We start from the raw sequence: 23,570 nt of genomic DNA, 5'->3' as shown, positions 1-23,570 counted from the left end.
TTGTGGGACAGTGCAGCAGCGTAATCCGCCGCAATTTTTAGGCTATCGACTCACGTGAAGGCGCGTCAGGTCTAAGCGGAGGTCGATCTTGTCGATGGCATTCTTGAGCTGCTGCAACGACGTTTTCTTCGTGTACCGAGCGGTCTCGCCCGGCGTAGCGTGACCTGTAAGTCGATCGACGACAGAGTCCTCCACACCGGCGCTGTGCATGATTGTCGTAGCGCTGTGCCGGAACGAATGGAAATCGAGTCCTCTGCGGTAAAGCCCGACATCCCTTCGGTACCGCGTGAACCATTTTGTGTAGCCATGACCAAATCGCCCATCGGAGCCGCCAGGCTTCAGCAGCGGAAACATCAAGCTCTGTGTGGCTCCACTTGGGGTGATCAGGCGCAAGATCCCAAGTCGCAGCAGTTCGTCGTGGATCGGTACGAGTCGAACGGCTGTTGCGTTCTTTACCTTGCGAGTTCCGCGGCCATTGATGTCGAAGAACCAGATGCCCTCTTCTTGGCGAACGTCCTCGTGTCGCAGCTGGCATATCTCTTCCTGCCGCATGCCCGAGAACACTGCGATGAGTGGTAGCCAGAATTTCTCGTCGCGAAAAAGATGGCGACCGGGCTCGCTCCGGCGGGAGGAAGACAAGCAGCCCGTCCAGACCGGGGTGCTGAACAGCTTGGCAAGCTCCTCCGTTTCCCACATGGATCGCTGATCGACGGCCGCCTTCTGAGCGCCGCCAAATCGAAAACCGGAGAAGATATTCTCTTCAACCTCACCTCTGGACAATGCAGTTTGCCACATCGTCGACACTGCGGAAAAGTGTCGTTTGATAGTCTTGATCGTCAACGGGGCAGAGCGCGCATTTGCAGGACGATCTGCATTTGCTTCGATGACCCGCCTCGCGCTAAGTCCTTTGAACAGCGCTGCTTTCCCATAATCGCTAGGTAATCGGTGCAACGTGTCTTTGAATAGACCTGCTTCCTTCCGCGTGTATGACTTTATTGGCTTGTCACCGCAGATCTCCGTGAAGAGCCGAATAGTAGCGCTCGCCTGTGCTGCAGATTGCTTTTCCCAGGCTCCCGTCGAGACTTGATTCTCAAGAAAGATTGGCGCCAACTTTGTCAGTAATTGCCCCGTGGTAACCGGTGTAACGGCCTCTGATGGTGTTGATTCGGCCGCCCGAATATCGCTCGTCGCCTTGTAGAGACCGTCAGCGAGATGGCCGGCGCTCAAAGCATTGACGTCCCGATTGAGCTTTAGCAGCTTGTCTGTAGGTTCATGGTTGAAGTTGCCAGAATAGCGCGCCTGCAATGCCTCTGCGAGGTCTATACCGGCTCGCAGCATGACCTGGCGGGCATAATTCCAGTCCTCTGGTGTTAGCTCATCCAGCGGTACCCGATGCTTCCTCAACAAGGCCTCTGTGACGATCTGGGAGTCGTAGAGCCGGTTAGCCGCGAGCGACTGCCGCGTGTCCGTCGCGAGGTCGGCGTAATACGCGGCCCGAGCTTTGACTTGGTCGTCATCCAAGAATCCACCCCGGAGGCGAATGGCGTTCTCGCGCTTCAGGACCGTGTCGTAGAAGTCCTGAACGAGCTGGGCAAGTTGGGTTTCGGTGAGCATTGGCGTGATGCGTACCATATCAAAAAGGTGTTCTGACGCCACGTATAGCTGAAGAGCCACGGGCCTAGCAGCACGAAAATCCGATGTGCCGAGACCGCGTGTCAGCTCCCGCTTGCCGACTTGCTGGCGAAGGCCGACCGGCACCACCCGCCTGAAGGTCAGGCGGCCGCTCCGCCTAGTGATCCACGGATCTAATCTGCCCAAACTGCACCTCAGCCGATCTAGGCTTTGTAGCAGCGGTTTGTAGCATTAGGCTCAAATCCGCTGGAGCGGACGACGCGGACATGAATGAAATCAACAACTTAGGGAAAACAGTGGCTGGGGGACCTGGATTCGAACCAAGATTGACGGAGTCAGAGTCCGCTGTTCTACCGTTGAACTATCCCCCACCGGATCGAAATCCAGGGTCGGAAAACAGCAAGCCACATGCACGCGCGGAGCGCGTCACAGAAAGCCGTTCCGGAAGGCGCTTCTAGTCCGGTGCGGCGGCCTTGGCAAGCGCAAACCGCCGACCGGGTTCGGGGCGCGAGCGCGAGCGGTCCGCCGCGCGTTTTCAGCGCGCGCCGCCACCAGTGCTTGTCGCCTCCGGCCGGGCATGTTTTATGGGCCACCCGGCCGCTGAAGAGCCGGTACCGAGGACGCCATGAACGACCTGACACCGAAGCGCCCGAAGCGGCAGACCATCACCGACCAGGAAGCGCTGTCGTTTCACTCGAAGGGTCGTCCCGGCAAGCTCGAAATCATCGCCACCAAGCCGATGGCGACGCAGCGCGACCTCGCGCTCGCCTATTCGCCCGGCGTCGCCGTGCCGGTTCTGGCGATCCACAAAGATCCCTCGCTCGCTTTCGATTACACGACGCGCGGCAACATGGTCGCGGTCATCACCAACGGCACCGCGATCCTCGGCCTCGGCAACCTCGGTGCACTCGCCAGCAAGCCCGTGATGGAGGGCAAGGCGGTCCTGTTCAAACGCTTCGCCGATATCGATTCGATCGATCTCGAAGTCGATACTGAGGACCCGGATCAGTTCATCAACGCGGTGCGCTATCTCGGCCCCTCCTTCGGCGGCATCAACCTCGAGGACATCAAAGCACCCGAGTGCTTCATCATCGAGGAACGCCTGCGCGAATTGATGGACATTCCGGTGTTCCATGACGACCAGCACGGCACCGCCATCATCGCGGCCGCCGGCATGCTCAACGCCATTCGGCTGACCGACCGCGACATCCGCGAAACCAAGCTGGTGTGCAACGGCGCCGGCGCGGCCGGCATCGCCTGCCTCGATCTCATCAAGGCGATGGGGTTCGCGCCCCACAACATCCTGCTCTGCGACACCAAGGGCGTCGTCTACCACGGCCGTACCGAGGGCATGAATCAGTGGAAGTCGGCCCATGCGGTCGAGACCAACAAGCGCAGCCTCGCCGACGCGATGGAAGATGCCGACATCTTCTTCGGTCTCTCGGCCAAGGGCGCGTTGACGGCCGACATGGTCCGGAGCATGGCCCCCAACCCGATCATCTTCGCGATGGCCAATCCGGATCCGGAAATCACGCCCGAGGAAGCCATGGCGGTGCGGAGCGACGTCATCATCGCGACGGGCCGGTCGGATTATCCGAACCAGGTCAACAACGTGCTCGGGTTCCCCTATATCTTCCGTGGCGCACTCGATGTGCGGGCCACCACAATCAACATGGAAATGAAGATCGCGGCGACCCATGCGCTGGCCGATCTCGCGCGGGAGGACGTGCCGGACGAAGTCGCGGCCGCCTACCAGGGCGCTCGTCCGCGCTTTGGGCGCGATTACATCATTCCGGTACCGTTCGACCCGCGCCTCATCACCAAGATTCCGGCCGCCGTGGCGCGCGCCGCGATGGAAACCGGCGTGGCGCGTCGGCCGATCACCGACATGCCGGCTTATCAGGCGCAACTCTCGGCGCGGCGCGACCCCGTGGCGGGCGCGTTGCAGCGCATCGTCGAGCGGGTGCGGCGCTTCCCGAAGCGCGTCGTCTTCGCCGAGGGCGAAGAAGAGCAGGTCATCCGGGCCGCCCTGTCGTTCGTCAACCAAGGGCTCGGCACCGCCATCCTGGTCGGCCGCGAGGATCGAATCAAGGCGTCGGCGACGGCGGCCGGTGTCGATCTCGGCGACAAGAATATCGAGATCCACAATGCGGCTTTGTCGGATCGCAACGCCGTCTACGCGCAATTCCTCTACGAGCGGCTGCAGCGGCAAGGCTATCTGCTGCGCGACTGCCAGCGCCTGATCAACCAGGACCGGAACCATTTTGGCGCCGCCATGATCGCGAATGGCGATGCCGACGCCATGGTGACCGGCGTAACCCGCAATTTCTCGATCGCGCTGCAGGAGGTGCGACGCGTCGTGGATGCAAAGCCGGGCCATCGCGTCATGGGCGTATCGCTCGTGCTGGCGCGCGGCCGGACCGTGCTGGTGGCCGATACCGCCATTACGGAAATGCCGGACGCGCAGGAACTGGCCGCCATCGCGATCGAGGCGGCCGGGGTGGCGCGACGGCTCGGCTACGAGCCCCGCGTGGCGATGCTGGCCTTCTCGACCTTCGGCCATCCGCCCGGCGAGCGGTCGCTGCGCGTTCAAGAGGCCGTCCGCATTCTCGACGCCCAGCATGTCGATTTCGAATATGACGGCGAAATGGCGGTCGATGTCGCGCTCAGCAAGGAGCGGATGGCCTCCTATCCGTTCTGCCGCCTGTCCGATACGGCGAATGTCTTGATCATGCCGGCGTTCCATTCGGCCTCGATCTCGACCCACATGCTGCAGGAGCTCGGCGGCGCGACGCTGATCGGGCCGTTGATCGTCGGCCTGGATCGCCCGGTGCAGATCGTGTCGCTCGGCGCCAAAGACAGCGACATCGTCAATATGGCGGCTCTCGCGGCGTTCAACATCGGTGGTTGAATCGAGCCCGCGCTTTCACAAACTGTTCCATGCGGATTGGAGCATGCATCCGCATGGGCGCTGGTTTGCCAGCGCCGTCTGGGAGAACGGCAGCTGGCTGCTCTCCGGGCCGACCCGCGTGCCGGACCTCGACCATTATGTGAGCGACCTCTTGACCGCCTCGGCGGATGGCGGGGTGTTGGCCGGCTTCGATTTTCCCATCGGCCTGCCGCTGGCCTTTGGGCACAAGACCGGCTGTGCCGACTTTTCCGAGGCGCTCCGTCTGTTCGGAACCGGGGATTGGGCAACGTTCTACGACGTGGCCGAAACCCCTGCCGACATCACCCCAATGCGGCCGTTCTATCCGGCGAAATCCGGCCCGAGCGGCACCCAGAGCCACGCTCAATTGCTGCACGGGCTCGGCCTCACCAAGAAGCAGACCTACCGTCAATGCGAGCTCGGCGGTCCCGGCATGAGGACGGCCTCCCCTCTGTTCTGGACGCTTGGCGCAGCGGCCGTCGGCAAGGCGACGATCTGTGGCTGGCGGGATGTGATCGCCCCGGCGAGACAAAGGGGTGCCTCGCTCTGGCCGTTCGATGGCGACCTCGATGATCTTGCGGCCAGAGGCGGGCTGGTCTTAGCCGAAAGCTATCCCGGCGATGCCTACGGCCAGATCGGCCTGTCGATGGCTGGAAAGTCCAAGACCAACCGGGAAGATCGGCGGACGCTGGCGCCCGCCCTGCTCCACTGGGCGACGAGCCACAACCTGCGCCTTTCACCGCATCTCGACAAAGCCATCCAGAAAGGCTTTGCGGCCAAGCATGGCATCGACAACGGCTTCGATGCGGTGGTCGGTCTGCTCGCGATGATTGCAGTGGTCGAGGGCGAGCGACCGCCCTCCCCGGACCTCTCGGCGGATCTGCGCCAATGGGAGGGTTGGATCCTCGGCCGTCAGAGCGCCGCGGCCGCCGGGAGCGTCAACACGGCCGATAATCCACCGCTGGAGGATGAGCCGAGTGACAGCGCGCCACCGTAAAGTTCGGCAAGCTCGCGGGTGATCGGCAAGCCGAAACCATAGCCGGGCGTGCTTTCGTCGAGCCGCCGCCCCGGCCGAAGCACATCGGGCAACCGATCCGGCGCGAGGCCCGGGCCGTCGTCGGCGATCGACAGCGCCACCAGACGCCCCGCTTCGACAGCCGTGATGGTGACGACGCCCCTGGCCCATTTGCACGCATTGTCGAGCAGATTGCCAAGCATCTCATCGACATCCTGCTGATCGCACGCGACCGCGATGCCGGGCGGCACATGATTGTCGAATCGCAGAGCCTTATCGGCGTAGATCTTGACGAGGGCAGTTGCGAGATCCGCCACACGCGGCGCCAGCGCGACCTGCGACCGGGCCGGGCTGCCGAGCGCTGCGGCCCGCGCGCGTCGCAGATGATGACGGATCTGTCGATCCATCAGGTCGAGCAGCGCATGGTACCGTCCCTGCGGATCGTGGCCCGGGCCATCCAAGGCGACCGCGAGGCTGGCGAGCGGCGTCTTGAGGCCGTGCGCGAGATTGCTGACATGGCGCCGCGCCCGCACCAGACTTTCGGCATTCTGCTCGAGAAGCGCGTTGAGTTCATCGACCAGCGGTTGCAACTCCTGCGGGTAAGATCCTGCGATCCGATCCGTCCGACCGTGTCGAACCTCCGCCAATCTGGACCGGAGCGCCGTGAGGGGACGCAGCCCGACCCGAACCTGCAGCAGGACGGCGGCCAGAAACGCCGCCGCCAAAACCAGCAGCGATGCCCCAACCGTCAAAAGCGCGTCCCGCAGCGGACCGCGCAATGCGCGCTGCGGCGCCGTTGCGGTGATGACGACCGGCACAGCGTCGATCGTGGTTTGGACCGAGCGCGTCAGAAGCGTGTCGGTCCACGGACCACCCCCGTCCGGCATGGCTCGCCCCCAATCCGGGGCAGCCATTTCCTGCGACAGCGGCGGCGCGGGCTTTGGCCTGTCGCGTGCTAGCTCCCGCCCCTGGGGATCAAGGGGTGCGAACGGCGGCGGCAGCCCGAGCGCCGGCACCGGACCGGCGGGTTGCCCGAGCGACGCTGGCCCGAGGGAGCGCGAGCGCAACACGGGGATGCCGTCGTGCCCGACCTGCCATGCCCAACCCGAGCCGGGAAGATCGAAGGGGGGCGCATCGACGTTTCGCGTGAGATCCAGCCGCCCGCCTGGCGCGACCAGCGCATCCGCAACCGCATGCAATTGTCCGTCGAGCCGCTGATCGATCTGACCACGGACGAAATGCTCCAGCACCGCGCCGATCACCCCGCCGGCGATCAGCAAAGCCAGCATGATAAAGATCGCGGCCCCGCCGACGAGGCGCCCGGCGAGAGAGGTTGGTATCATGCGCCGCTCTGATCATGGCCGTCGGCCGTTAGGCGGTAGCCGCGCCCCCGGACCGTCTCGATCATGCCATGGCCGATCTTTCGGCGCAGGCGCGCCACGATGACCTCGAGCGAGTTCGAATCGACCTCGGCATCGCCTTCATAGGCACGCTCGACGATATCGCGCCGTTCAACCACATGCTCTTTTCGGAGCGTCAGCCCGGCCAAAATGCGCCATTCGAGCGCCGTCAAGCGAAGCGGCAACCCGTCGAGTTCGAAGACGCCAAGTTGCGAGTCGAACACCAGCGGTCCGCATTGGATGCGGGTTTCGGCATGCCCGCGCGAGCGGCGGATCAAGGCCCGGAGCCGCATCACAACCTCTTCGATCCGAAACGGCTTGGTCAGAAAATCATCGGCGCCGGCCTTGAAGCCTTCGACCTTGTCGGACCATCCATCCCGAGCCGTGAGGATCAACACCGGCATCGTGCGGCCCTTGCGGCGCCATTCACGCAGCACGGCGGTCCCCTCGATCTTCGGCAGGCCAAGGTCGAGCACCGCCGCATCGAAGGCTTCCGTTTCGCCGAGATGGAGGCCATCCTCGCCATTCCGTGCGACATCGACTGCGAATTTTTCACGTCGAAGCACGTCTGCGATTCCATGCGCCAACGTCTCGTCATCCTCGACCAGCAGAATACGCATCGGTCTCTCTTGCGGCGACGTGCCGGGTGGGTGTTGTGGAAACACTATGCTGATCGGTTGAACCGAAGCTGAACCGCTTGGTTCAGCCCGGGTTCCAGGCCCACGGATTAGAAACACGTCATCGGTCGAGACCGGCCTGTCCAGGCCCGACCGGACGAAGCGTCGCTTCGCAACCATGAGGATGAACGATGATCAAGCGTTTGCTGCTCGCGGGAGCCTGCTTGGCTCTCTTGACCCCGGCCGTTTTGGCGCAGGTGCCGCCCGGCGAAAACAATCAACCCGGCGTTGGCGCACCGCCGCCCCCGCCGCCGCCCGGCGGCCCCGGTCTGCGTGGACCCGGTGGACCCGGTGGTCCTGGCATGCGAGGCCCTGGCGGCTTCGGCTTCCCGCCCCCGCCCCCGCCGCCGCCCTCGAAGGCCGCACACTTCCACCTCCAGCGCGGCGACACCGTCGTGGATGTGAAGTGCGCCGACGATGAACCGGTGAAGGCCTGCGGCGATATCGCGTCGCAGTTGATCGACAAGCTGTCGGCGATCCCGGCAGCTCCGGCCCCGGTTGCTCCGGCGGCCCCGGCGCAAAACTAAGCCGCAACGATTACCCCTCCCGCGTTCGCGCGGGAGGGCCCTCGGACCGCGTCCGAGATAGTGACGTCGGTCCTGCCTTAAATGGTGACTTGGGCGCCGAGTTCGACCACGCGGTCGGACGGGATCGAGAAGAAGTCCGGCGCGGTGGCGGCTTGTTTCGACAGCGCGATATAGAGCCTGTCCTGCCACACCGGCATGCCGGAATTTGGCGAGGCCTTCAGCGAGCGTCGCCCGAGGAAATAGGACGTCGTCATGATGTCGAAGCGGAGACCGGCCTTCTTCAGGCTGGCGAGGGCGCTCGGCATCCGTGGATGTTCCATATAGCCGTAATTCAGAATGATCTTGGTGAAATCGTCCGACAGCTTCTCGAGCTGATAGCGGTTCGCTTGCGCGACGCGCGGCTGATCGGCCGTCTTGACCGACAGGATGATGACCCGCTCGTGGATGACCTTGTTGTGCTTGAGGTTGTGCATCAGCGCCGACGGCGCCACCTCAGGATCGCTCGTCAGGAAGATGGCGGTGCCGGGAACGCGGATCGGCTTGCTCTTTTGCAGCATGCGGATGAGGTCGCGCGTCGAGATGGAGTCGCGATGCGTCTTTTCCGACAGGAAGGCGGTGCCCCGCACCCAGGTCCACATCAGCAACATCGAGCAGGCCGCCATCAGCAGCGGCACCCAGCCGCCATCCAGCACCTTGACCATGTTGGCGAACAGGAAGGCGAGATCGATCACCAAGAAAAACGCCACGAACGGGACCGCCCAATAAAGCGGCCAGCGCCACAGCTTCCACACCACGAAGAACGACAGAGAAGTGGTGACCACCATCGTGCCGGTCACCGCGATGCCGTAGGCATTGGCGAGATTGTCCGAGCTCTTGAACAGGAACACCAGAACCAGCACGCCGATCAGCATCAACCGGTTGGCGCGCGGAACGTAGATCTGCCCTTCGGTCGTCTCCGACGTGTGCTGGATCTCCATGCGGGGCAGCAGGCCAAGCTGGATGGCCTGCCGGATCAGCGAATAAGCTCCGGTGATGACGGCCTGGCTGGCGATCACGGTCGCGACCGTCGACAGGATCACGAGCGGGATCAACGCCCAATTCGGCACCATGAGAAAGAACGGCTGCGTGATGGTCTCGGGATAGCGCAGAACGAGGGCGCCCTGCCCGAGGTAGTTCAGCAGCAGCGCCGGCAGCACGAAGAATAACCAGGCGAGCTGAATCGGCATCCGGCCGAAGTGGCCCATATCGGCATAAAGGGCTTCGGCACCGGTGACGGCAAGGAACACCAGACCGAGCGTGACGAAGCCCGTAGCGCCATTGCCGAACAGAAACGCCAGACCGTTCAGGGGATTGAAGGCCGTGAGAATGATCGGGGCGTCGAAGATGTGCACCAGTCCCATGGCGCCGATGACCGAAAAGAACACCACCATGATCGGACCAAAGAAAGCCGCCACCTTGGCGGTTCCGAAACTCTGGACCGTGAACAGCGAGATGAGAATCACGACCGTGATCGGGATCACGTAGGGGATCAGCCCTTGCTCCGCGATACCGAGTCCCTCGACCGCCGACAGCACCGAAATCGCCGGGGTGATGATCGCGTCGCCCGAGAATAGCGCGGCGCCCGCGACCCCAAGCAGGAACACCGTCTGGGCACGATGGCCGAGCGCCTTCTGGGCAAGTGCCATCAACGACAGCGTGCCACCCTCGCCTTTGTTGTCGGCCCGCATGAGAAACAGCACATATTTCACCGTGACGGTGAAGAACAGGGCGTAGATCAGAAGCGACACGATGCCGACCACTTCCTCCACGGTCGCGCCGGTCGTCGAGGCATGCGCCAACGCCGTCTTCAGGGCGTAAAGCGGACTCGTGCCGATGTCGCCATAGACGACGCCGATCGACCCCAAGATCATGGGGAAACCGCCGACCGGGTGGCCATGGTCGTGGACCACCGGCCTCGCCGCTTCCGCGACGGGCAGATCCTGCACCGTATCCTGGGGCATCGATTCTTTACTCACCAGCGTGCGGATGCCGCACGGAACGGCTTGTTTATAGATTTTTTATGCCTTGGCGAGAAGGGGTCGGGTCTCATGGCAGGCCGTCGCAACGCCGCAGCACACAGGCGGCTCGCATTTCAGCCGCTGACGCGCGGCGGATCGGACCGTGCCAGGACGAGAGCGGCCGCCAAAGCGATCATCAGGACGATGCTGCCCAACAGCACGACCCCGAGCCAACCGTCGTGCTGCCAGGCGAGGCCGCCGAGCGAGCCGATGACGCTCGATCCGCTGTAATAGCTGAACAGATAGAGCGAGGAGGCTTGCGCCTTGGCATGCTTGGCCCTGACGCCAACCCAGGAGGACGCGACCGAATGGGCCGCGTAGAACGCGAAGGTGACGATCGCCAGCCCAACCAGGATCGCGGCGAGATGATCGAACAGCGTCAGCCCCATTCCGCCAAGCATGATCGCCACGAAGACCCAGAAGACACGCCCTCTCCCGAGTCGCCCCGCCAGATCCCCGACCCAGGCCGAACTCACGATGCCGACCAGCGACAGCAGGAAGATGAGCCCGACCGTCGTCTGGCTGAACCCATAAGGGGGCGCCATCAAACGATAACCGATGTAATTATACAGCGCCACGAAGATGCCGAGCAGCAGAAATCCCTCGAGATAGAGGAGAAGCTGGATCGGATCTCGCAGATGGGCCGCGAAGGACCGCCCCAGCGCCGCGATATTGAACGGCCGTGCGACGAAATGCCGGGATTGCGGCAGATAGGCCGTGAAGATCAGGCTCGATCCCAAGGCCAACAGGCCGATCGTGAGCATCCCGGCCCGCCAACTCACCACATCGGTCAGGATGCCGACGATCAGACGGCCGCCAAGCGCACCGAGGCCGGTCCCGCCGATATAGAGGCCCATCGCCAGGCCGAGGGAGCGGGTCTCCATTTCTTCGCCGACATAAGCCATGGCGGTCGCGGGCAAGCCGCTGAACGCGATACCGGCGAGGGCGCGCAGCACCAGAAACACCTGCCAGTTCGGCGCGAAAGCAGAGGCCAAGACGAGCAGCGACGAGGCGCAGAGGGATGCCACCATCACGGGCTTGCGCCCGAAGACCTCGGAGAGGGAACTCGCGATCAGCATCGACACGGCGAGGCACTGCGTCGTGATCGAGAGAGACAGGCTCGCGGCGGCCGCGCCGATCCCGAACTCCTGCGAGAACACCGGCATGATCGGCTGCACGCAATAGATCAGCGCGAAGGTGGTGAACCCAGACGCGAACAGCGCCACGTTGGTTAGACGAAACTCCCGCGTGCCTCGCGCGATAAACCGATCGACGTCGACGATCGCGGCCTCTGCCGCTTCGACGACAGTCGGCGCCCGTGTGGACAAATCGACCGTGCCTGGATCACGATCCCGCCTCGTCATTCTTGCGGTCTCCCCGCCACGCGTCCGAGATGCCGCCGCATCATGGGCTGAAGATGAGCGTGATGTAGACGAAGAACACGACGAGATGCATGGCGCCGTTCAGCGCCGTCGTCCGCGGGCCCGAAAACGTCAGCGTCGACAAGATCAGCGTCAGGGCCAAAAGCACCATGTTGGACGGCGAGAGGCCGAGCACGATATTCTGGCCCGTCAGCAAGCCGAGCACCAGTACGGCCGGGACCGTCAGTCCGATGGTCGAGGCCGCCGCGCCCAGGCAGAGATTGATGGTGCGTTGCAGGCGATTGAGCGACACCGCGCGCAGCGCCGCGAGACCTTCGGGCGTGAACACGATTATGGCGATGATGACGCCGCCGAGAGCCGTCGGGGCATGCAGCGTCTCGATCGTCCGGTCGAGAACCTTGGCGAGCCGTTTGGCCAGCAGCACGACCGGGAGCAGCGACAGGATCAGCAACACCATGCGCGGCAGGATGGAGCCGCCGCCCGCGTGGTCGGACGGCGCGGGTTCGAGGTCGCCGTGCGACACGCTTTCGGGCATGGTGAAGAAGTCTTGATGTCGCCCGGTCTGCAGCGCCAGGAATGTGCCGTAGAGCAGCACCGTGAAGACCATCAGTGAGATGGCCTGTTCGGTGCTGAGGGTCCCGGCCGACGTCGACACGGTAAAGTTTGGCAGGACCAGCGCGATGACGGTCAGCGGCATGATGACGGCCAGATAAGCGCTTGCGCCTTCGAGATTATAGACCTGCGCGCCATATCGCCACCCGCCCACCAGCAGCCCGAGGCCGACCACGCCGTTGAGCACGATCATAAGCACCGCGAACATCGTGTCGCGGCCGAGCGTCGGGTCGGCCGAGCCAAGCATTACCGCTCCGATGAGCGCCACCTCGATCAAGACGATCGAGAGCGTCAGCAACAGCGTGCCGTAGGGCTCACCCAATCGGTCGGCGAGATGATCGGCCTCCTCGACGACCCCGAAGGCCGACCACATGATGATCGCGAGCAGAGCCGCGAAGACCATACAGGAACCGATCAGCGAGGCGGACGCGGCATAGATCGCATCGCCAAACACGAACGCGACCCCGACCGTGATCCAAGCGATCGCGAGCCGGACCACCACTGCTGTCTTCATTCAACGACGCCTCTGCCGATCGCTTGTCGCGAGCCCTGGTCCTGCCTTCCGGTTAGTAGCGCGTCCGTCAAGGCTCTTCTGCCGTCGCGCGGCGTCAAACTCCAGCCGCGTCGCATGGCCTTCCGTTTTGACGAGGAACGCCCTATCCAATGGACCCCAATGGATAACGACGTCTCGACCGAACGCAGCGCGATCAACCCCCACCTTGGTCTGAGGGACGCGACGGCACCGTGGCATGCCTCCACCGAACGCGCCTTCGAGCAGTTCGATCTGCGCCATCGGGAGGGCTATGTGGCGTTCCTGCTGGCACAAGCTGGGGCGTTGCTGCCGCTCGAGGATGCGGTCCAGCAAAACGGAATCGATCGGTTCATCGCCGATTGGGGCGTCCGGCGACGCGGCAGCTTCGTGCTGGCCGATCTCGAGAGGCTCGGTGTGCCGCTGGAGCGCATCCCTGCGTGCCACTTACCGGTTGGGGCCTATGACCCGCTCGCGATCGCTTATGTGCTCGAGGGTTCGCGCCATGGCGCGCGTGTCCTGCTCCGACGCATGCTCACTGGCGATGCGGTCTTGGCCGACGCAACGATGTTTCTTGGACAACCGTTTCAAGCCAAGCAATGGACGATCTTTCTCGACATTCTGCGCCAAAATCGCGGTCAGCCGGACCAGCAGGCTCACCTGCAGGAGACCGGCATTGCAGGGTTCCGTCTCTTTACGCAAAGCGCCAAAATGGTCGCTGGGTGATGTTAAGGTGCCTTGTCATCGCATGAGCAGGCACTTGTCGATGATTGAACGAAAATTCCCCAATGGACTTATAAAGGATAAGGCTTGACTTGACGTCCGCATGTAAGCGTGGCGCAGCGTAATATTGGACCGGTATTTGAGCGCTCAATTGCATGATGCCCTTTCGCCTGGCCTTAACCTAGACGATTGCGCGAGGGAGCCGATCCACCTTTCTGGTGCAGTGCAGCCTCACGGCTGCCTCCTGGTCTGCAGAATGTCGGACTGGACGGTTGTCCAAGCCTCTCTGAATGCTGCCACCGTCCTCGACCTCGCGCCCGATGCCGCCATCCTGGGACAAGACCTCGACAAAATCCTCGACGGCACCACCGTCCACGATCTTCGCAATACGCTGCAGGGCTCGATGGTGTCCGGAACGGCGGAGCGGCTGACCGATGTGATCGCGGTGACAGGCGGCAAACGCGTCGATCTTACGGTTCATTCGACCGGCGACGTTGCGATCATCGAAGTGACCGACCATGCGGGCGCCGACACCAGCACCACCGACCCGATCGTTTTGGTCAAGAGCATGGTCGGCCGCATCAAGCGAGCCCCCACCCTCGCTCGAATTCTGCAGACGGCCGCCGGACAATTGCGCGCCGTCACCGGCTACGATCATGTCATGATCTACCGCTTTCTGCCCGATGACAGCGGTGAGGTCGTGGCGGAGGCGTTGCGTCCCGGCATAAGACCGCTGGTCGGTCTGCGATATCCGGCGAGCGACATCCCGGCTCAGGCGCGCGCACTGTATAAACGGCAATGGCTGCGGATGATCGTCGACGTCGGCTACACGCCGGTGCCGCTCATCGGCCTTCCGGGCAGCGACGCGGCACCGATCGACCTCAGTCTGGCGTCGCTGCGCAGCGTCTCACCCATCCACCTCGAATATCTCCGCAATATGGGGTCGGCCGCGACCCTCACGGTCTCGATCATGGCCGGCGACAAGCTTTGGGGACTAATCGCCTGCCATCACGAAGCGCCGCGCCGTCTCGCGGCAACGACATGCGCGGCCTGCGAATTGTTCGGGCAGATCTTCTCGTTGCAGATCGAGGCAAAACAGCGCGACGAGGAACTCGCCAACGCCGCAAAGGCACGCGATGCGCTCGACCGTTTGATCGCCACCATGCCGGTCGAGGAAACCCTGTTCGATAACCTGCCGAGCTTCGAGAGCACGCTCCAAGCCCTCATCGAATGCGACGGTGTCGGGGTCTGGTCAGAAGGCCGATTCACAGGCGTCGGTCACGTCCCGCCCATGAGCGGCATGCCGGCCCTGATCGCATTGCTCGATCAGCAGGGCCCGCACGAGCCGACCGTCACCTGTTCGCTCGGCCTGCTCATGCCCTTGGCGCAGTCGTTCACGGACCGCGTCAGCGGGATGATGGCGGTGCCGTTCTGGCGCGGCACGCGCGATTATCTCATGTTCTTTCGGCGCGAACTGATCCAAACGGTCACGTGGGGCGGCAACCCCAACAAGCCGGTCACAATCACGACGGACGGCACACGGATCAGCCCGCGCAAGAGCTTCGAAGCCTGGCGCGAGACGGTTCGCGGAGAGGCACTCCCCTGGCGCCCGAGCGAAATTCAAATCGCGCGAAGCCTTCGGGTGTCGCTGCTGGACGTCATCCTGCGCCGCGCGGACCTGCTCAACACCGAGCGCAAGGCGGCCCAGGAAAGCCAATCGCTGCTCATCGCCGAGCTCAACCACCGGGTCAAAAACGTGCTGGCTTTGGTGCGGTCGCTGGTGCGGCAAAGCCGGCAGGAGAGTGGATCGGTCGAGGACTTCACCGAAAATCTCGAGCAACGTATACGGGCGCTGGCATTTGCCCATGATCAATTGACGCAAGTCGGTTGGCGCGGTGCGCCGCTGCTTCGCTTGTTGCAAGCCGAGGTGCAGGCCTGGGCCGGTGAGGCCGGCGAGCGCGTGCAGATGCAGGGTCCCGTTGTCACGCTCGGGTCGCGCGCCTACCAGACGTTGGCGTTGGTGCTGCACGAGATGATGACCAACGCGGCGAAATATGGTGCGCTCAGTACGCCGACCGGAAAACTCGTCGTGACCTGGTCGCTCCTGCCCGAGGGGGATTTGATGCTCGAATGGGCCGAGGCTGGCGGCCCCATCGTGACGACGCCCAAGCGGCGCGGGTTTGGCACCATCATCGTCGAGCAGACGATCCCGTTCGAATTGCAGGGAGACAGCTCCGTCGAATACCGGCCGGAGGGCGTCGTCGGTCGCTTCCGCGTTCCGGCAAGCCAATTGGTGCCTTGCGACCTCGAGGCCGAACCCGAACGGCGCGAGATCGCCACCCCGCTCACGCGGACGGATCTCATGGGCAAACGACTGATGCTGGTCGAGGATAGCATGATGATCGCGCTCGACGCTCAGGGCATGATGTCGGATGCGGGGCTCGGGGTGGAAATCGCCGGCAATGTGGCCGACGCCTTGCGGACCTTGAAGGTCGGCGCCTTCGATGCCGCGGTGCTCGACGTCAATCTTTCGGGCGAAACAAGCTTTCCGGTGGCCGACGCCCTGCTCGCCGGGGGCGTCCCCTTCGTATTCGCGACCGGCTACGGCGAAAGCACCATGATTCCGGCGCGGTTCCGAAACGTGACGGTCGTCGCAAAACCCTATGATGCCAAAACTTTGCTTCACGCCCTTGGCTCGGCTTTCACGACACTCGATCTGGCCGCTTCTCCTTAGCGCAGGCTCCGGAGCTTGATCTCGCTCTGTCCCTGCATAGCAGGCTTGGGATCGACGCTGAAATACAACAGCCAGTCCTCGCCGCCATGGTCGGCCATCACCTCGGACTTGCTGATCGGCTGCAACGTTCCCTCGAACGTAATGGCGTGAAAGAAGCCGTAGATCGAGATCAGCAGATCGAGCAGCGCGCCCGGATCGGTGTAACGCAGCGGGTTATATTCGAGCACCAGAATGGGCTTATGACGCTGCAACGTCAGTCGCATGCCCTCCAAGATCGCCTCTTCGGCGCCCTCGGCATCGATCTTGATCAGATCGATCCGCTGCTTCGAATCGACGGCCTTATCGAGACACCAGAGCGGCACCTCGCTCAACGTCCCGAGCTCGAGATTGGCGTGGCTGCGGTCGGCGAGAACCAGCGCGTTCTTCGGTTCGTTCGTGGGCACGTAGAACAAGGCGCTCCCGACATCGGTGGACGATGCGGCAGCCGCCACGACGGTGGTGCGCGCCAGAAGCCCGTTCAATCCGAGTGACCGTTCCAACAGCGTCCGCGCCGCCGGGTTGGGCTCGACCGCGATGAGGCGGCCGGAGGGGCCGATCATGTCGCCGAACAGGACGGCGTAATAGCCAAAGTTGGCACCGATATCGACGACCGTCATGCCGGGTTTCAGGATACGGGTCATCACCATGGTGAGCCACATCTCCCAGAACCCGTCGAGCAGCAGGTTCACTCCAAACCCATGGTCGCGCGTGTCTACGAAGAACTTGTAGCGTCCGAGGATGCGACAGACCGCGGTATGGTCTCCGAGATAGACGGGCTGAACTTGCGCCCGACACACATGCTCGAGCGCGAAGCGATCGCCGCCCGCGATTTCAATCGGGGCTAGGACTTCGTAAGCGCCGCGCGGAATGGGCCGATTGAGACTAACCAAGCGTTTGACCTTCTGGTTCAGGGGTTCGCGTTCTGGCACCGAGCTGACGATCGTGGCAAGCTGGGCTAATGTCAGGCGGAACCGGCACTCGCCCGCCGCACGCGCCACGGCTCCGTTCCAGCCGTTCGCCCGATATGGTCGAGCACATGCGAGGTCGAGGGCGCCGCAAGAAGGCGAAACGGCAGGGTTGCCGGATACCACACGGGATGCAGGCTCGGGTCGGCCCGCATCGCGGCGCCCCACCGAGCGTCCAGCACGGCCTTGGCGGCGATCTCACCGGGCGGCATCCGTTCCGCATGGAGGCGAAAATCCTCCGTCTTGGCTTGATGATTGCGCAGCGTGATCGATGGGGTCCAGGCTACGATCAGCCCGGCTTCACGGACCTTCAGGCAATATTCGACATCGGACCCGTGGGCCGGCAAGGCGGCGGCGTCGAAGCCGCCGAGCGCGGCGAAGAGATCGCGGCGGGTCGCCAGGAATTGCCCCGTGACGGCGCCGGTCGCCCGATTGACGTGCCAGCGGTGGGCCGGTCCGGGTGCATCGGCCGCTTCATACAACCCATCATTGACGGTTCCGTCCCGCCATCCGAACAGAATGCCGGCATGCTGCACGGTATCGTCGCCATAGAGCAACCGTGCGCCGAGCACCCCGACGTCGTCCCGTTCGAGCGTCCCGCGAAGGCGACGATCCCACCCATCGGTCGTCATCTGCAACGTTTCGTGAGCAAATAGCAGGAGCGGCGCGTCGCCCGCCTGCACGGCGCGATTGCAGCAGGCGGACCAGTTCGGGGCGCCCTCCCGACTCAAGAGTGTGAGATAGCGCTTGGCTGCGAGATCCTCGAGGATCGCCCGATGCTCGTCTCCGACATCGACGTTCTCGACCACGACGAAGCGCACAGCATCTGGCACGTCCGCCATCTCGCGCAAGCTCCGGATGCAGGCTTGAAGCGCATGGGCGTCCCCGGCCGTCGGGAGGATGACGACGATCGGCGTATTGGCGCGGGCGGGACGCCAGGTGGTATGACCGGTCTCGCCCTTGGCGATGGCGACACGCTCATCGAGACCGCGACGTTTCAGATGCGCCGCGATCGCGAGCCGATGCTCCGGCATGGACAAGCGCGGCGTGTCGCGCATCGACACCAGCGGGAACGGCACGTGCCCGACCGTCCTGTCGGCCGACAGCTCAAGCAAAAGCGCGCTCCGGGCGCGCGTGACTGAGCCCTCGGGAGCATCCGGCACCGCACGCCGATAGGTCGAGGCTTCGACCGCGATCGTTTCCCCAAAGGTGTTGAGATCGAGCAACGTGTCATGATCGACCACCTGCCGGAAGATCGGCCGCGACCGCGTCAGGGCAAAGCCATCCGTCCGGCTCTCGTCCTGATCGCTGACGAAGGCCGTCGCGGCACCGAGCCGGCTCGCGGCCGCGAACCAAGCCAGGGCATAACGCGACAGAACCGCGCCCTGCGCCAGAAGCAACAGCCATCCGGCCTCATGCGATCGCGCCGCGTCCCACTCCGCGACCCACGGCATGCGATCGGCCTCGATCTCGGTCCAGGTGATCCGCGTGTCGCCCGATGCGGCGCTCTCGACGATGCGGCGCCGTTCCGGATCGCGACCCAAGACCGTCAAGCTCCACGAATCGGCGGTCTGATCGCGGATCGCAGCGATTTGAGCATAGAGTCCGTCGATCGGTTCACGGTCGGCGAGCAGGAGCACCGCGACGCGAAGGGCCGCGCCCACAGGCGGCGGTGGGATCTGAAAGGCGTCGCGAAAAATGCCGTAGAGATCGACCGGATAGGCCGTCTGCGCCAACACGTCGGGCAGCGTCGCGGCCAGACGATCGAGAGTCTGCCGCATGTCTGCCAGTTGCCGGCTGACCGCCATGACGGCCTCGGCGCCGCCGGCGCGGAAATGCACCTCGAACCGTTGCTGCTGCTGCCAGGAGGAGCCCGCCTCGGCAAGCTCTTCGGCAGCGGCCCAGGAATTGGGATTGAGGGAGGCGGCGCGACGATAGAGACGCAGAGCCTCCGGACGCTGACCCATCAGTTTCAACACGTGACCAAGCTGGATGCAGACGTCGGCATCGGTCGGGTCGGCCGCCTCCGCTTCGCGATACACCGCTTCGGCATCCCGGAGCAGCCCCGAATCCTTCAGCATGTTGCCGAGCTGAACCTTCACGTCCACGCGGTCGGGCGCCAGCGCGAGCGCCTTGCGGTAGACAGCGGCCGCCGCCGGAGCATCCCCCTCGTCGCGGAGCCGGTCGGCCTCCTTCAACAGAGCCTCGACACCAAGATAGCCGCTGACGGGCTTCTCGACTGGAACCGGTTTACGCGTGAACCACATGAATTTGTCCAGAAGTTACCATGTCGCCGAACGACAGCACCGCCGCGCATCGATCGCCGAGGGCGCTCTACCATGTCGGCTTCCTCCGCGCCAAACGACGTGGCAACCGACCTCGTTTCGACTAGGATCACGCCATGGGGCTTCGATGATCATCCGAACGACAAATCGATTGCGTCGGCGCGCCTCCGTCGTGCAACCCGGGCGAGGCAAGCCTTGGTCGGGCCATCCTTCTGGCCCCCGGCCCAGGGTCACCGTCCCTTGCGCGTGATCGTTCCGTTCCTCTGCAACACACTGCTGAATTTCATCACCGGGTTGTTGCTGGCGAAATTTCTCGGCCCGGCCGAATATGGCCGCCTCGCGCTGACGCTGGCGGTCGGCATGGCGATTCAGACGCTGGGGTTCGACTGGCTCCGCCTCGCCGCGATCCGGTTCTATTCGGAGCGGACCCGCCGCACCGAACCGCATGTGCGCGCCACCCTCGACGCCAGTTTTGCGACCCTGATTGCGGTCGTCTGCGTCGTCGGCATCGGGGTGCTGGTGTCAGGGGTCGACGTCGGCCTGTCGCACGCGCTGATCGGCCTCGCGATCGCGGCGTCGATCGCCAACGGCCTCTTCGATTATCATACGGCCCTGGTTCGGGCGCGCTTTCACGATCGCACCTACGCGCGGCTCATCATTGGCAAGAACCTCCTGTCGGTGTCGCTGACAGTTGGGGCCGCGATCCTGTTCGGATCCGCCGAAATGGCCATTGTCGGGCTTTGCGCCAGCATGATCGGATCGCTGCTGCTCAGCCGTAGCGCGCTCAACGACGTCGACGCCCGGCCTCGACTGGCGACCCGGCGGTTCGTTACCAGCGTGCTCGGCTATGCGGCCCCGATCGTGCTCGCCAATATGCTCTACCAGATCATCCCTCTGACCGATCGGGCCATGGCGGCCAGCCAGCACGGCTTCGCGGTCTCGGGCCAATTCTCGCTCGCCTACGATATCGGCTTCCGCATCGCCGCCGCGATCGGCTCGACCATGGACGTCCTCTTGTTTCAGATGGCGGTCCGGCTCGACGAACATCATGGCGCGGAACGAGCCAGCGAAGCGATCGCGCGCAATATGGGCGTTGTCTTTGCGATCTTGGCACCCGCCTGTGCCGGATGCTGGATCGTGATGCCGAGCTTCGAGCGTCTCGTCGTGCCGGAGGAATTTCGCGGTCCCTTCGCGCATTATTTCACGCTGCTGCTGCCCGGGCTGTTCTGCTACGCGATGATCCATTGGGCCGTGAACCCGATGTTTCAAATTCGCAAGCAGACTCGGTCGCTGATCGCCGTCGCGCTGATCGCGAGCCTCGCCAACGGCTTCCTTCTGCTGGTGCTGCCCGCCTCATCGGATGCGTCGACCTATGCGATCGCCCAATCGGGCGCTTTGCTGGTCGGGCTCGTGGCGCTGCTGCTCTTTGCCACGAGACTGGCGCCAGTTTGGCCCCCTCCCCGCGACCTCGGCTTGGCGACGCTGGCGACCGCCCTCATGGTGGCCGTGGTCGGTCCGTCGCGCGGCATGGAGCCGGGGGTTTTGGCTCTCATGGTCCAGGTCGTCGCTGGAGCCGTCGTCTATGCGGGTCTCGCTATGGCGTTTAATCTCTTCGGCCTCCGCGAGGCCGTGATGGCGCGCGTCAGGCCCCGCCTGTCGCGCTGGCGTAGACCGGCATAAGCTGCTGCGGGCGCGCTCGGCTTGCCTGTGGACAGCGGCGACAACCGACCCGCTGGCGCTGTCGCTCTCCAGTGTCGGGCGATAAACCTCGGGACGAACGGATCGACCGATTCGCCGAGACCCTTTCGTATGAGCCTTCGCAAACGCCTCGTCGTGCTGATCGGAAGCGTTTTTCTCGCCGTGATCGCGTCCGACAATGCACGCGCCACGCGCAACTGTGGCGTCCAGCCCTGCCTCGGGTGGCAGTTGGTCGACGGTTTGTGATCTGCCCGCCAGCGATCGCGTTAAGATACCGTCAAGGCTAACGAAAGCTTCGGTTTCGTCGACACTTTGAAAGATCTCGTAACCACGTCGCTCAAGTTTCCCGCGACGGGGTCGTGACGATGCCAATCGATTTAAACATCGAGGCCAGGCTGATGGGACGGTGGCGTCCTGCCGTCCGGATCAGTGTATCGGACCACCCGACATGTTTCATTCCAAGCTGGTGTCCGCGATCGCGGTTCTGTGGCTTTCGAGCGCGCTGAGCCCGGCGATCGCAGGCTCCGATCGACAAGCCCCGGAGGTCGCGCCGCAAGCGCAGTCGTCCGGTTATGGTGGCGGCCTCATCGAATTCATGATGACGGGCCGCTCCCCCCAACCGCCTGCTCGCGCGCTGCCCCGCGCCCCGCGTTACATGGCCAGCGCCGCGACCGGGGAAGCCGAGCCGCCGGCCTTTTCGTCGGGACCAGCCGGCTACGAGATGCCTCACAAAGCGGTCGATCCCGCCTTCGTGAAGCAGGAGGTCTCTTTCGACGGGCAGCAGGCGGCCGGCTCGATCGTGATCGACACATCGAACAAGTTTCTCTACCTCGTCGAAGCGCCCGGCCGGGCGCTTCGTTACGGCATCGGTGTCGGTCGACCCGGCTTTCTTTGGCACGGCGAAAAGACCATCACGCGCAAGGCCGAATGGCCGGATTGGACACCGCCGGTCGAGATGATCAAGCGTCGCCCGGACCTGCCGTCCCATATGGACGGCGGCATTGCCAACCCGCTCGGCGCCCGCGCCATGTATCTAGGCTCGACGCTCTATCGCATCCACGGCACCAACGAACCCGACACGATCGGCACCAATGTCTCGTCCGGTTGCATCCGCCTGACCAACGACGACGTGACCGACCTGTTCAGCCGCGTCCGGGTCGGCACAAAAGTTTTCGTCATGTGAACTTTTCCGGGTCGCAGGCATTCTTTTAATACCGGACCCACCCGCAAGGGTGAAAGCGAAAGCCGTCTCGACCCAACCGAGGCGGCTTTTGCGTGTCTGGACCCTGCCGCTGAAGGGTCAGGCGCGTGGATGGGCGTCGCGATACGCTTGCATGAGGCGTGCGCTATCGACCGCAGTATAGATCTGCGTCGTCGAGAGAGACGCATGGCCGAGCAGCTCCTGGATGCTGCGAAGATCGCCGCCACGGCTGAGCAGGTGGGTCGCAAAGGAATGGCGCAGCGCATGCGGCGTCGCGCTGGCCGGCAGCCCAAGCGTGCCGCGCAACCGCTCGACCGTGAGTTGCACCACGCGCGCCGAAAGCGGGCCGCCCCGCGTCCCCACGAAAAGCGGGCCAGACGGCGGAAGAGGCAGCGGACAGAGCGACAAATAGAGCTCGATCGCTTCGGCCACCACCGGCAGCACCGGCGTCATCCGGGTCTTGTTGCCCTTGCCGAGGACAACGACATGCCCCTTGCCGAGCGGAGCCTGATCGCGACGAAGACCCAGCGCCTCGGAAATGCGGAGACCCGACCCATAGAGGAGAGCCAGCACGGCGGCATCCCGCGCCGCCACCCAGGGGGGCCGCCCCTCTTCGGCTAGGGCGTCGGCCGTCGCCATCTGGCGTGCCTCTGCCACGGGGATCGGTTTGGGCAACCGGCGGCTGAGCTTCGGGCTGCGCGCCGCCGCGAACACCGCCGCCTTGCCGACCCCGGCGCGTTCAAGATGACGCGCAAAGGACCGTAAGGCCGCCAGCGCGCGCATCAGCGAGCGGCCTTCGATGCCCTCCCGTCGGCGGGCCGCCATGAAGGCGCGGAGATCCGGCGGCGTCAGAGCCTCGAACCGCTGGAGGGTGACGCTTTCCCCAAAATGCTCGCAGAGGAATGACAGGCACTGCCGCAGATCGCGACGATAGGCTTCAGAGGTCTTGGGTGACAGCCGCCGCTCGGTCTCGAGCGCGACGATCCAGGCCTCGGCTTCGGCGACGAGATCCGGGGCGGCTCCGGGGAAGACGAGGCTCATGCGGCGGGCGCTCCATGGGACGTAAAACTGCGACACATTCTGGCGACGCCGCCTTAACAACGGCCTTCTCGGTCACTCCCGGTCCGGCGCGTCGAACGGCAGGCTTGACCCGGCCCCGAGCGAT

17 protein-coding genes and 1 tRNA gene are annotated in these 23,570 nt (G+C 64.1%); 8 read left to right on the top strand and 10 right to left on the bottom strand.

Annotated elements, in window-relative coordinates; genetic code table 11:
• Nucleotides 1–42: 42 nt before the first annotated feature.
• Both EY713_RS09900 and EY713_RS09895 read right to left on the bottom strand, forming a co-directional pair.
• Nucleotides 43–1,758: a site-specific integrase gene (locus EY713_RS09900; protein ID WP_245572960.1), complete on the bottom strand. Its 1,716-nt coding sequence runs from the start codon at nt 1,756–1,758 to the stop codon at nt 43–45.
• A 171-nt stretch (nt 1,759–1,929) separates the two neighbouring features.
• A tRNA-Gln gene (locus EY713_RS09895) sits at nt 1,930–2,003 on the bottom strand.
• A 254-nt stretch (nt 2,004–2,257) separates the two neighbouring features.
• On the opposite strand from EY713_RS09895, the gene EY713_RS09890 reads away from it, so the two are divergent.
• Together EY713_RS09890 and EY713_RS09885 are read left to right on the top strand one after the other, a co-directional pair.
• The gene (locus EY713_RS09890; protein ID WP_131114641.1) at nt 2,258–4,543 is read left to right on the top strand and encodes an NADP-dependent malic enzyme; all 2,286 of its coding nucleotides are present in this window, start codon (nt 2,258–2,260) and stop codon (nt 4,541–4,543) included.
• Nucleotides 4,544–4,586: 43 nt separating this feature from the next.
• Nucleotides 4,587–5,558: a hypothetical protein gene (locus EY713_RS09885; protein ID WP_131114640.1), complete on the top strand. Its 972-nt coding sequence runs from the start codon at nt 4,587–4,589 to the stop codon at nt 5,556–5,558.
• Here the strand turns inward: EY713_RS09885 and EY713_RS09880 are convergent.
• Together EY713_RS09880 and EY713_RS09875 are read right to left on the bottom strand one after the other, a co-directional pair.
• Nucleotides 5,474–6,919, bottom strand: coding sequence for a sensor histidine kinase (locus tag EY713_RS09880; RefSeq protein WP_131114639.1), 1,446 nt, complete (start codon nt 6,917–6,919; stop codon nt 5,474–5,476). The genes EY713_RS09885 and EY713_RS09880 overlap by 85 nt on opposite strands.
• The gene (locus EY713_RS09875; protein ID WP_131114638.1) at nt 6,916–7,596 is read right to left on the bottom strand and encodes a response regulator; all 681 of its coding nucleotides are present in this window, start codon (nt 7,594–7,596) and stop codon (nt 6,916–6,918) included. Before EY713_RS09875 ends, EY713_RS09880 begins: the two co-directional genes overlap by 4 nt.
• A 188-nt stretch (nt 7,597–7,784) precedes the next feature.
• On the opposite strand from EY713_RS09875, the gene EY713_RS22725 reads away from it, so the two are divergent.
• A complete protein-coding gene (locus tag EY713_RS22725) occupies nt 7,785–8,180 on the top strand; it encodes a hypothetical protein (RefSeq protein ID WP_165491086.1) in 396 nt (131 codons plus the stop codon).
• 77 nt (nt 8,181–8,257) lie between these two features.
• Here the strand turns inward: EY713_RS22725 and EY713_RS09865 are convergent, their stop codons facing one another.
• The 3 genes from EY713_RS09865 to EY713_RS09855 all read right to left on the bottom strand — a co-directional run bounded on the left by EY713_RS09865 (nt 8,258) and on the right by EY713_RS09855 (nt 12,745).
• Complete coding sequence (locus EY713_RS09865) at nt 8,258–10,180, bottom strand: potassium transporter Kup (RefSeq protein WP_131114636.1); 1,923 nt, start codon at nt 10,178–10,180, stop codon at nt 8,258–8,260.
• Nucleotides 10,181–10,311: 131 nt separating this feature from the next.
• Nucleotides 10,312–11,601 carry an MFS transporter gene (locus EY713_RS09860; protein ID WP_131114635.1) on the bottom strand — a complete coding sequence of 430 codons (1,290 nt, stop codon included), beginning with the start codon at nt 11,599–11,601 and terminating at the stop codon, nt 10,312–10,314.
• A 40-nt stretch (nt 11,602–11,641) separates the two neighbouring features.
• Nucleotides 11,642–12,745, bottom strand: coding sequence for a calcium:cation antiporter (locus tag EY713_RS09855; RefSeq protein ID WP_131114634.1), 1,104 nt, complete (start codon nt 12,743–12,745; stop codon nt 11,642–11,644).
• A 159-nt stretch (nt 12,746–12,904) separates the two neighbouring features.
• Between EY713_RS09855 and EY713_RS09850 the strand changes: the two genes are divergently transcribed.
• Together EY713_RS09850 and EY713_RS09845 are read left to right on the top strand one after the other, a co-directional pair.
• A complete protein-coding gene (locus EY713_RS09850) occupies nt 12,905–13,486 on the top strand; it encodes a biliverdin-producing heme oxygenase (protein ID WP_131114633.1) in 582 nt (193 codons plus the stop codon).
• Between the two features lie 220 nt (nt 13,487–13,706).
• The gene (locus tag EY713_RS09845) at nt 13,707–16,217 is read left to right on the top strand and encodes an HWE histidine kinase domain-containing protein (RefSeq protein ID WP_245572995.1); all 2,511 of its coding nucleotides are present in this window, start codon (nt 13,707–13,709) and stop codon (nt 16,215–16,217) included.
• Here EY713_RS09845 and EY713_RS09840 read toward each other — a convergent pair.
• Both EY713_RS09840 and EY713_RS09835 read right to left on the bottom strand, forming a co-directional pair.
• Complete coding sequence (locus EY713_RS09840; RefSeq protein WP_131114631.1) at nt 16,214–17,254, bottom strand: FkbM family methyltransferase; 1,041 nt, start codon at nt 17,252–17,254, stop codon at nt 16,214–16,216. The two genes, EY713_RS09845 and EY713_RS09840, sit on opposite strands and share 4 nt — an antisense overlap.
• Nucleotides 17,218–19,488, bottom strand: coding sequence for a tetratricopeptide repeat protein (locus tag EY713_RS09835; protein ID WP_131114630.1), 2,271 nt, complete (start codon nt 19,486–19,488; stop codon nt 17,218–17,220). Before EY713_RS09835 ends, EY713_RS09840 begins: the two co-directional genes overlap by 37 nt.
• A 72-nt stretch (nt 19,489–19,560) precedes the next feature.
• Here EY713_RS09835 and EY713_RS09830 point away from each other — a divergent pair, with 72 nt between their 5' ends.
• The 3 genes from EY713_RS09830 to EY713_RS09825 all read left to right on the top strand — a co-directional run bounded on the left by EY713_RS09830 (nt 19,561) and on the right by EY713_RS09825 (nt 22,387).
• Nucleotides 19,561–21,186, top strand: coding sequence for a lipopolysaccharide biosynthesis protein (locus EY713_RS09830; protein ID WP_245572959.1), 1,626 nt, complete (start codon nt 19,561–19,563; stop codon nt 21,184–21,186).
• 129 nt (nt 21,187–21,315) lie between these two features.
• Entirely contained in the window at nt 21,316–21,450 is a 135-nt protein-coding gene (locus EY713_RS23325; RefSeq protein WP_281015374.1) for a hypothetical protein, read from the top strand.
• A gap of 202 nt (nt 21,451–21,652) precedes the next feature.
• Nucleotides 21,653–22,387 carry a L,D-transpeptidase gene (locus tag EY713_RS09825; RefSeq protein WP_131114629.1) on the top strand — a complete coding sequence of 245 codons (735 nt, stop codon included), beginning with the start codon at nt 21,653–21,655 and terminating at the stop codon, nt 22,385–22,387.
• A 117-nt stretch (nt 22,388–22,504) separates the two neighbouring features.
• On the opposite strand, the gene EY713_RS09820 is transcribed toward EY713_RS09825, so the two are convergent.
• Nucleotides 22,505–23,446, bottom strand: coding sequence for a tyrosine recombinase XerC (locus tag EY713_RS09820; RefSeq protein WP_131114628.1), 942 nt, complete (start codon nt 23,444–23,446; stop codon nt 22,505–22,507).
• Nucleotides 23,447–23,570: the final 124 nt, after the last annotated feature.

The organism is Lichenihabitans psoromatis (assembly GCF_004323635.1).
Taxonomy (GTDB): domain Bacteria; phylum Pseudomonadota; class Alphaproteobacteria; order Rhizobiales; family Beijerinckiaceae; genus Lichenihabitans; species Lichenihabitans psoromatis.
Note: the sequence above shows the minus strand (reverse complement) of the source record. Positions and strands in the feature narration are given on the sequence as shown.

What these genes read in the sequence shown, in the direction of transcription:
- EY713_RS23325 (WP_281015374.1), top strand. Translation starts at nt 21,316, where the DNA reads ATGAGCCTTCGCAAACGCCTCGTCGTGCTGATCGGAAGCGTTTTTCTC.
- EY713_RS09865 (WP_131114636.1), bottom strand. Translation starts at nt 10,180, where the DNA reads ATGCCCCAGGATACGGTGCAGGATCTGCCCGTCGCGGAAGCGGCGAGG.
- EY713_RS09850 (WP_131114633.1), top strand. Translation starts at nt 12,905, where the DNA reads ATGGATAACGACGTCTCGACCGAACGCAGCGCGATCAACCCCCACCTT.
- EY713_RS09875 (WP_131114638.1), bottom strand. Translation starts at nt 7,596, where the DNA reads ATGCGTATTCTGCTGGTCGAGGATGACGAGACGTTGGCGCATGGAATC.
- EY713_RS09855 (WP_131114634.1), bottom strand. Translation starts at nt 12,745, where the DNA reads ATGAAGACAGCAGTGGTGGTCCGGCTCGCGATCGCTTGGATCACGGTC.
- EY713_RS09890 (WP_131114641.1), top strand. Translation starts at nt 2,258, where the DNA reads ATGAACGACCTGACACCGAAGCGCCCGAAGCGGCAGACCATCACCGAC.
- EY713_RS09830 (WP_245572959.1), top strand. Translation starts at nt 19,561, where the DNA reads ATGTCGGCTTCCTCCGCGCCAAACGACGTGGCAACCGACCTCGTTTCG.
- EY713_RS09820 (WP_131114628.1), bottom strand. Translation starts at nt 23,446, where the DNA reads ATGAGCCTCGTCTTCCCCGGAGCCGCCCCGGATCTCGTCGCCGAAGCC.
- EY713_RS09835 (WP_131114630.1), bottom strand. Translation starts at nt 19,488, where the DNA reads ATGTGGTTCACGCGTAAACCGGTTCCAGTCGAGAAGCCCGTCAGCGGC.
- EY713_RS09880 (WP_131114639.1), bottom strand. Translation starts at nt 6,919, where the DNA reads ATGATACCAACCTCTCTCGCCGGGCGCCTCGTCGGCGGGGCCGCGATC.
- EY713_RS09885 (WP_131114640.1), top strand. Translation starts at nt 4,587, where the DNA reads ATGCATCCGCATGGGCGCTGGTTTGCCAGCGCCGTCTGGGAGAACGGC.
- EY713_RS09825 (WP_131114629.1), top strand. Translation starts at nt 21,653, where the DNA reads ATGTTTCATTCCAAGCTGGTGTCCGCGATCGCGGTTCTGTGGCTTTCG.
- EY713_RS22725 (WP_165491086.1), top strand. Translation starts at nt 7,785, where the DNA reads ATGATCAAGCGTTTGCTGCTCGCGGGAGCCTGCTTGGCTCTCTTGACC.
- EY713_RS09860 (WP_131114635.1), bottom strand. Translation starts at nt 11,601, where the DNA reads ATGACGAGGCGGGATCGTGATCCAGGCACGGTCGATTTGTCCACACGG.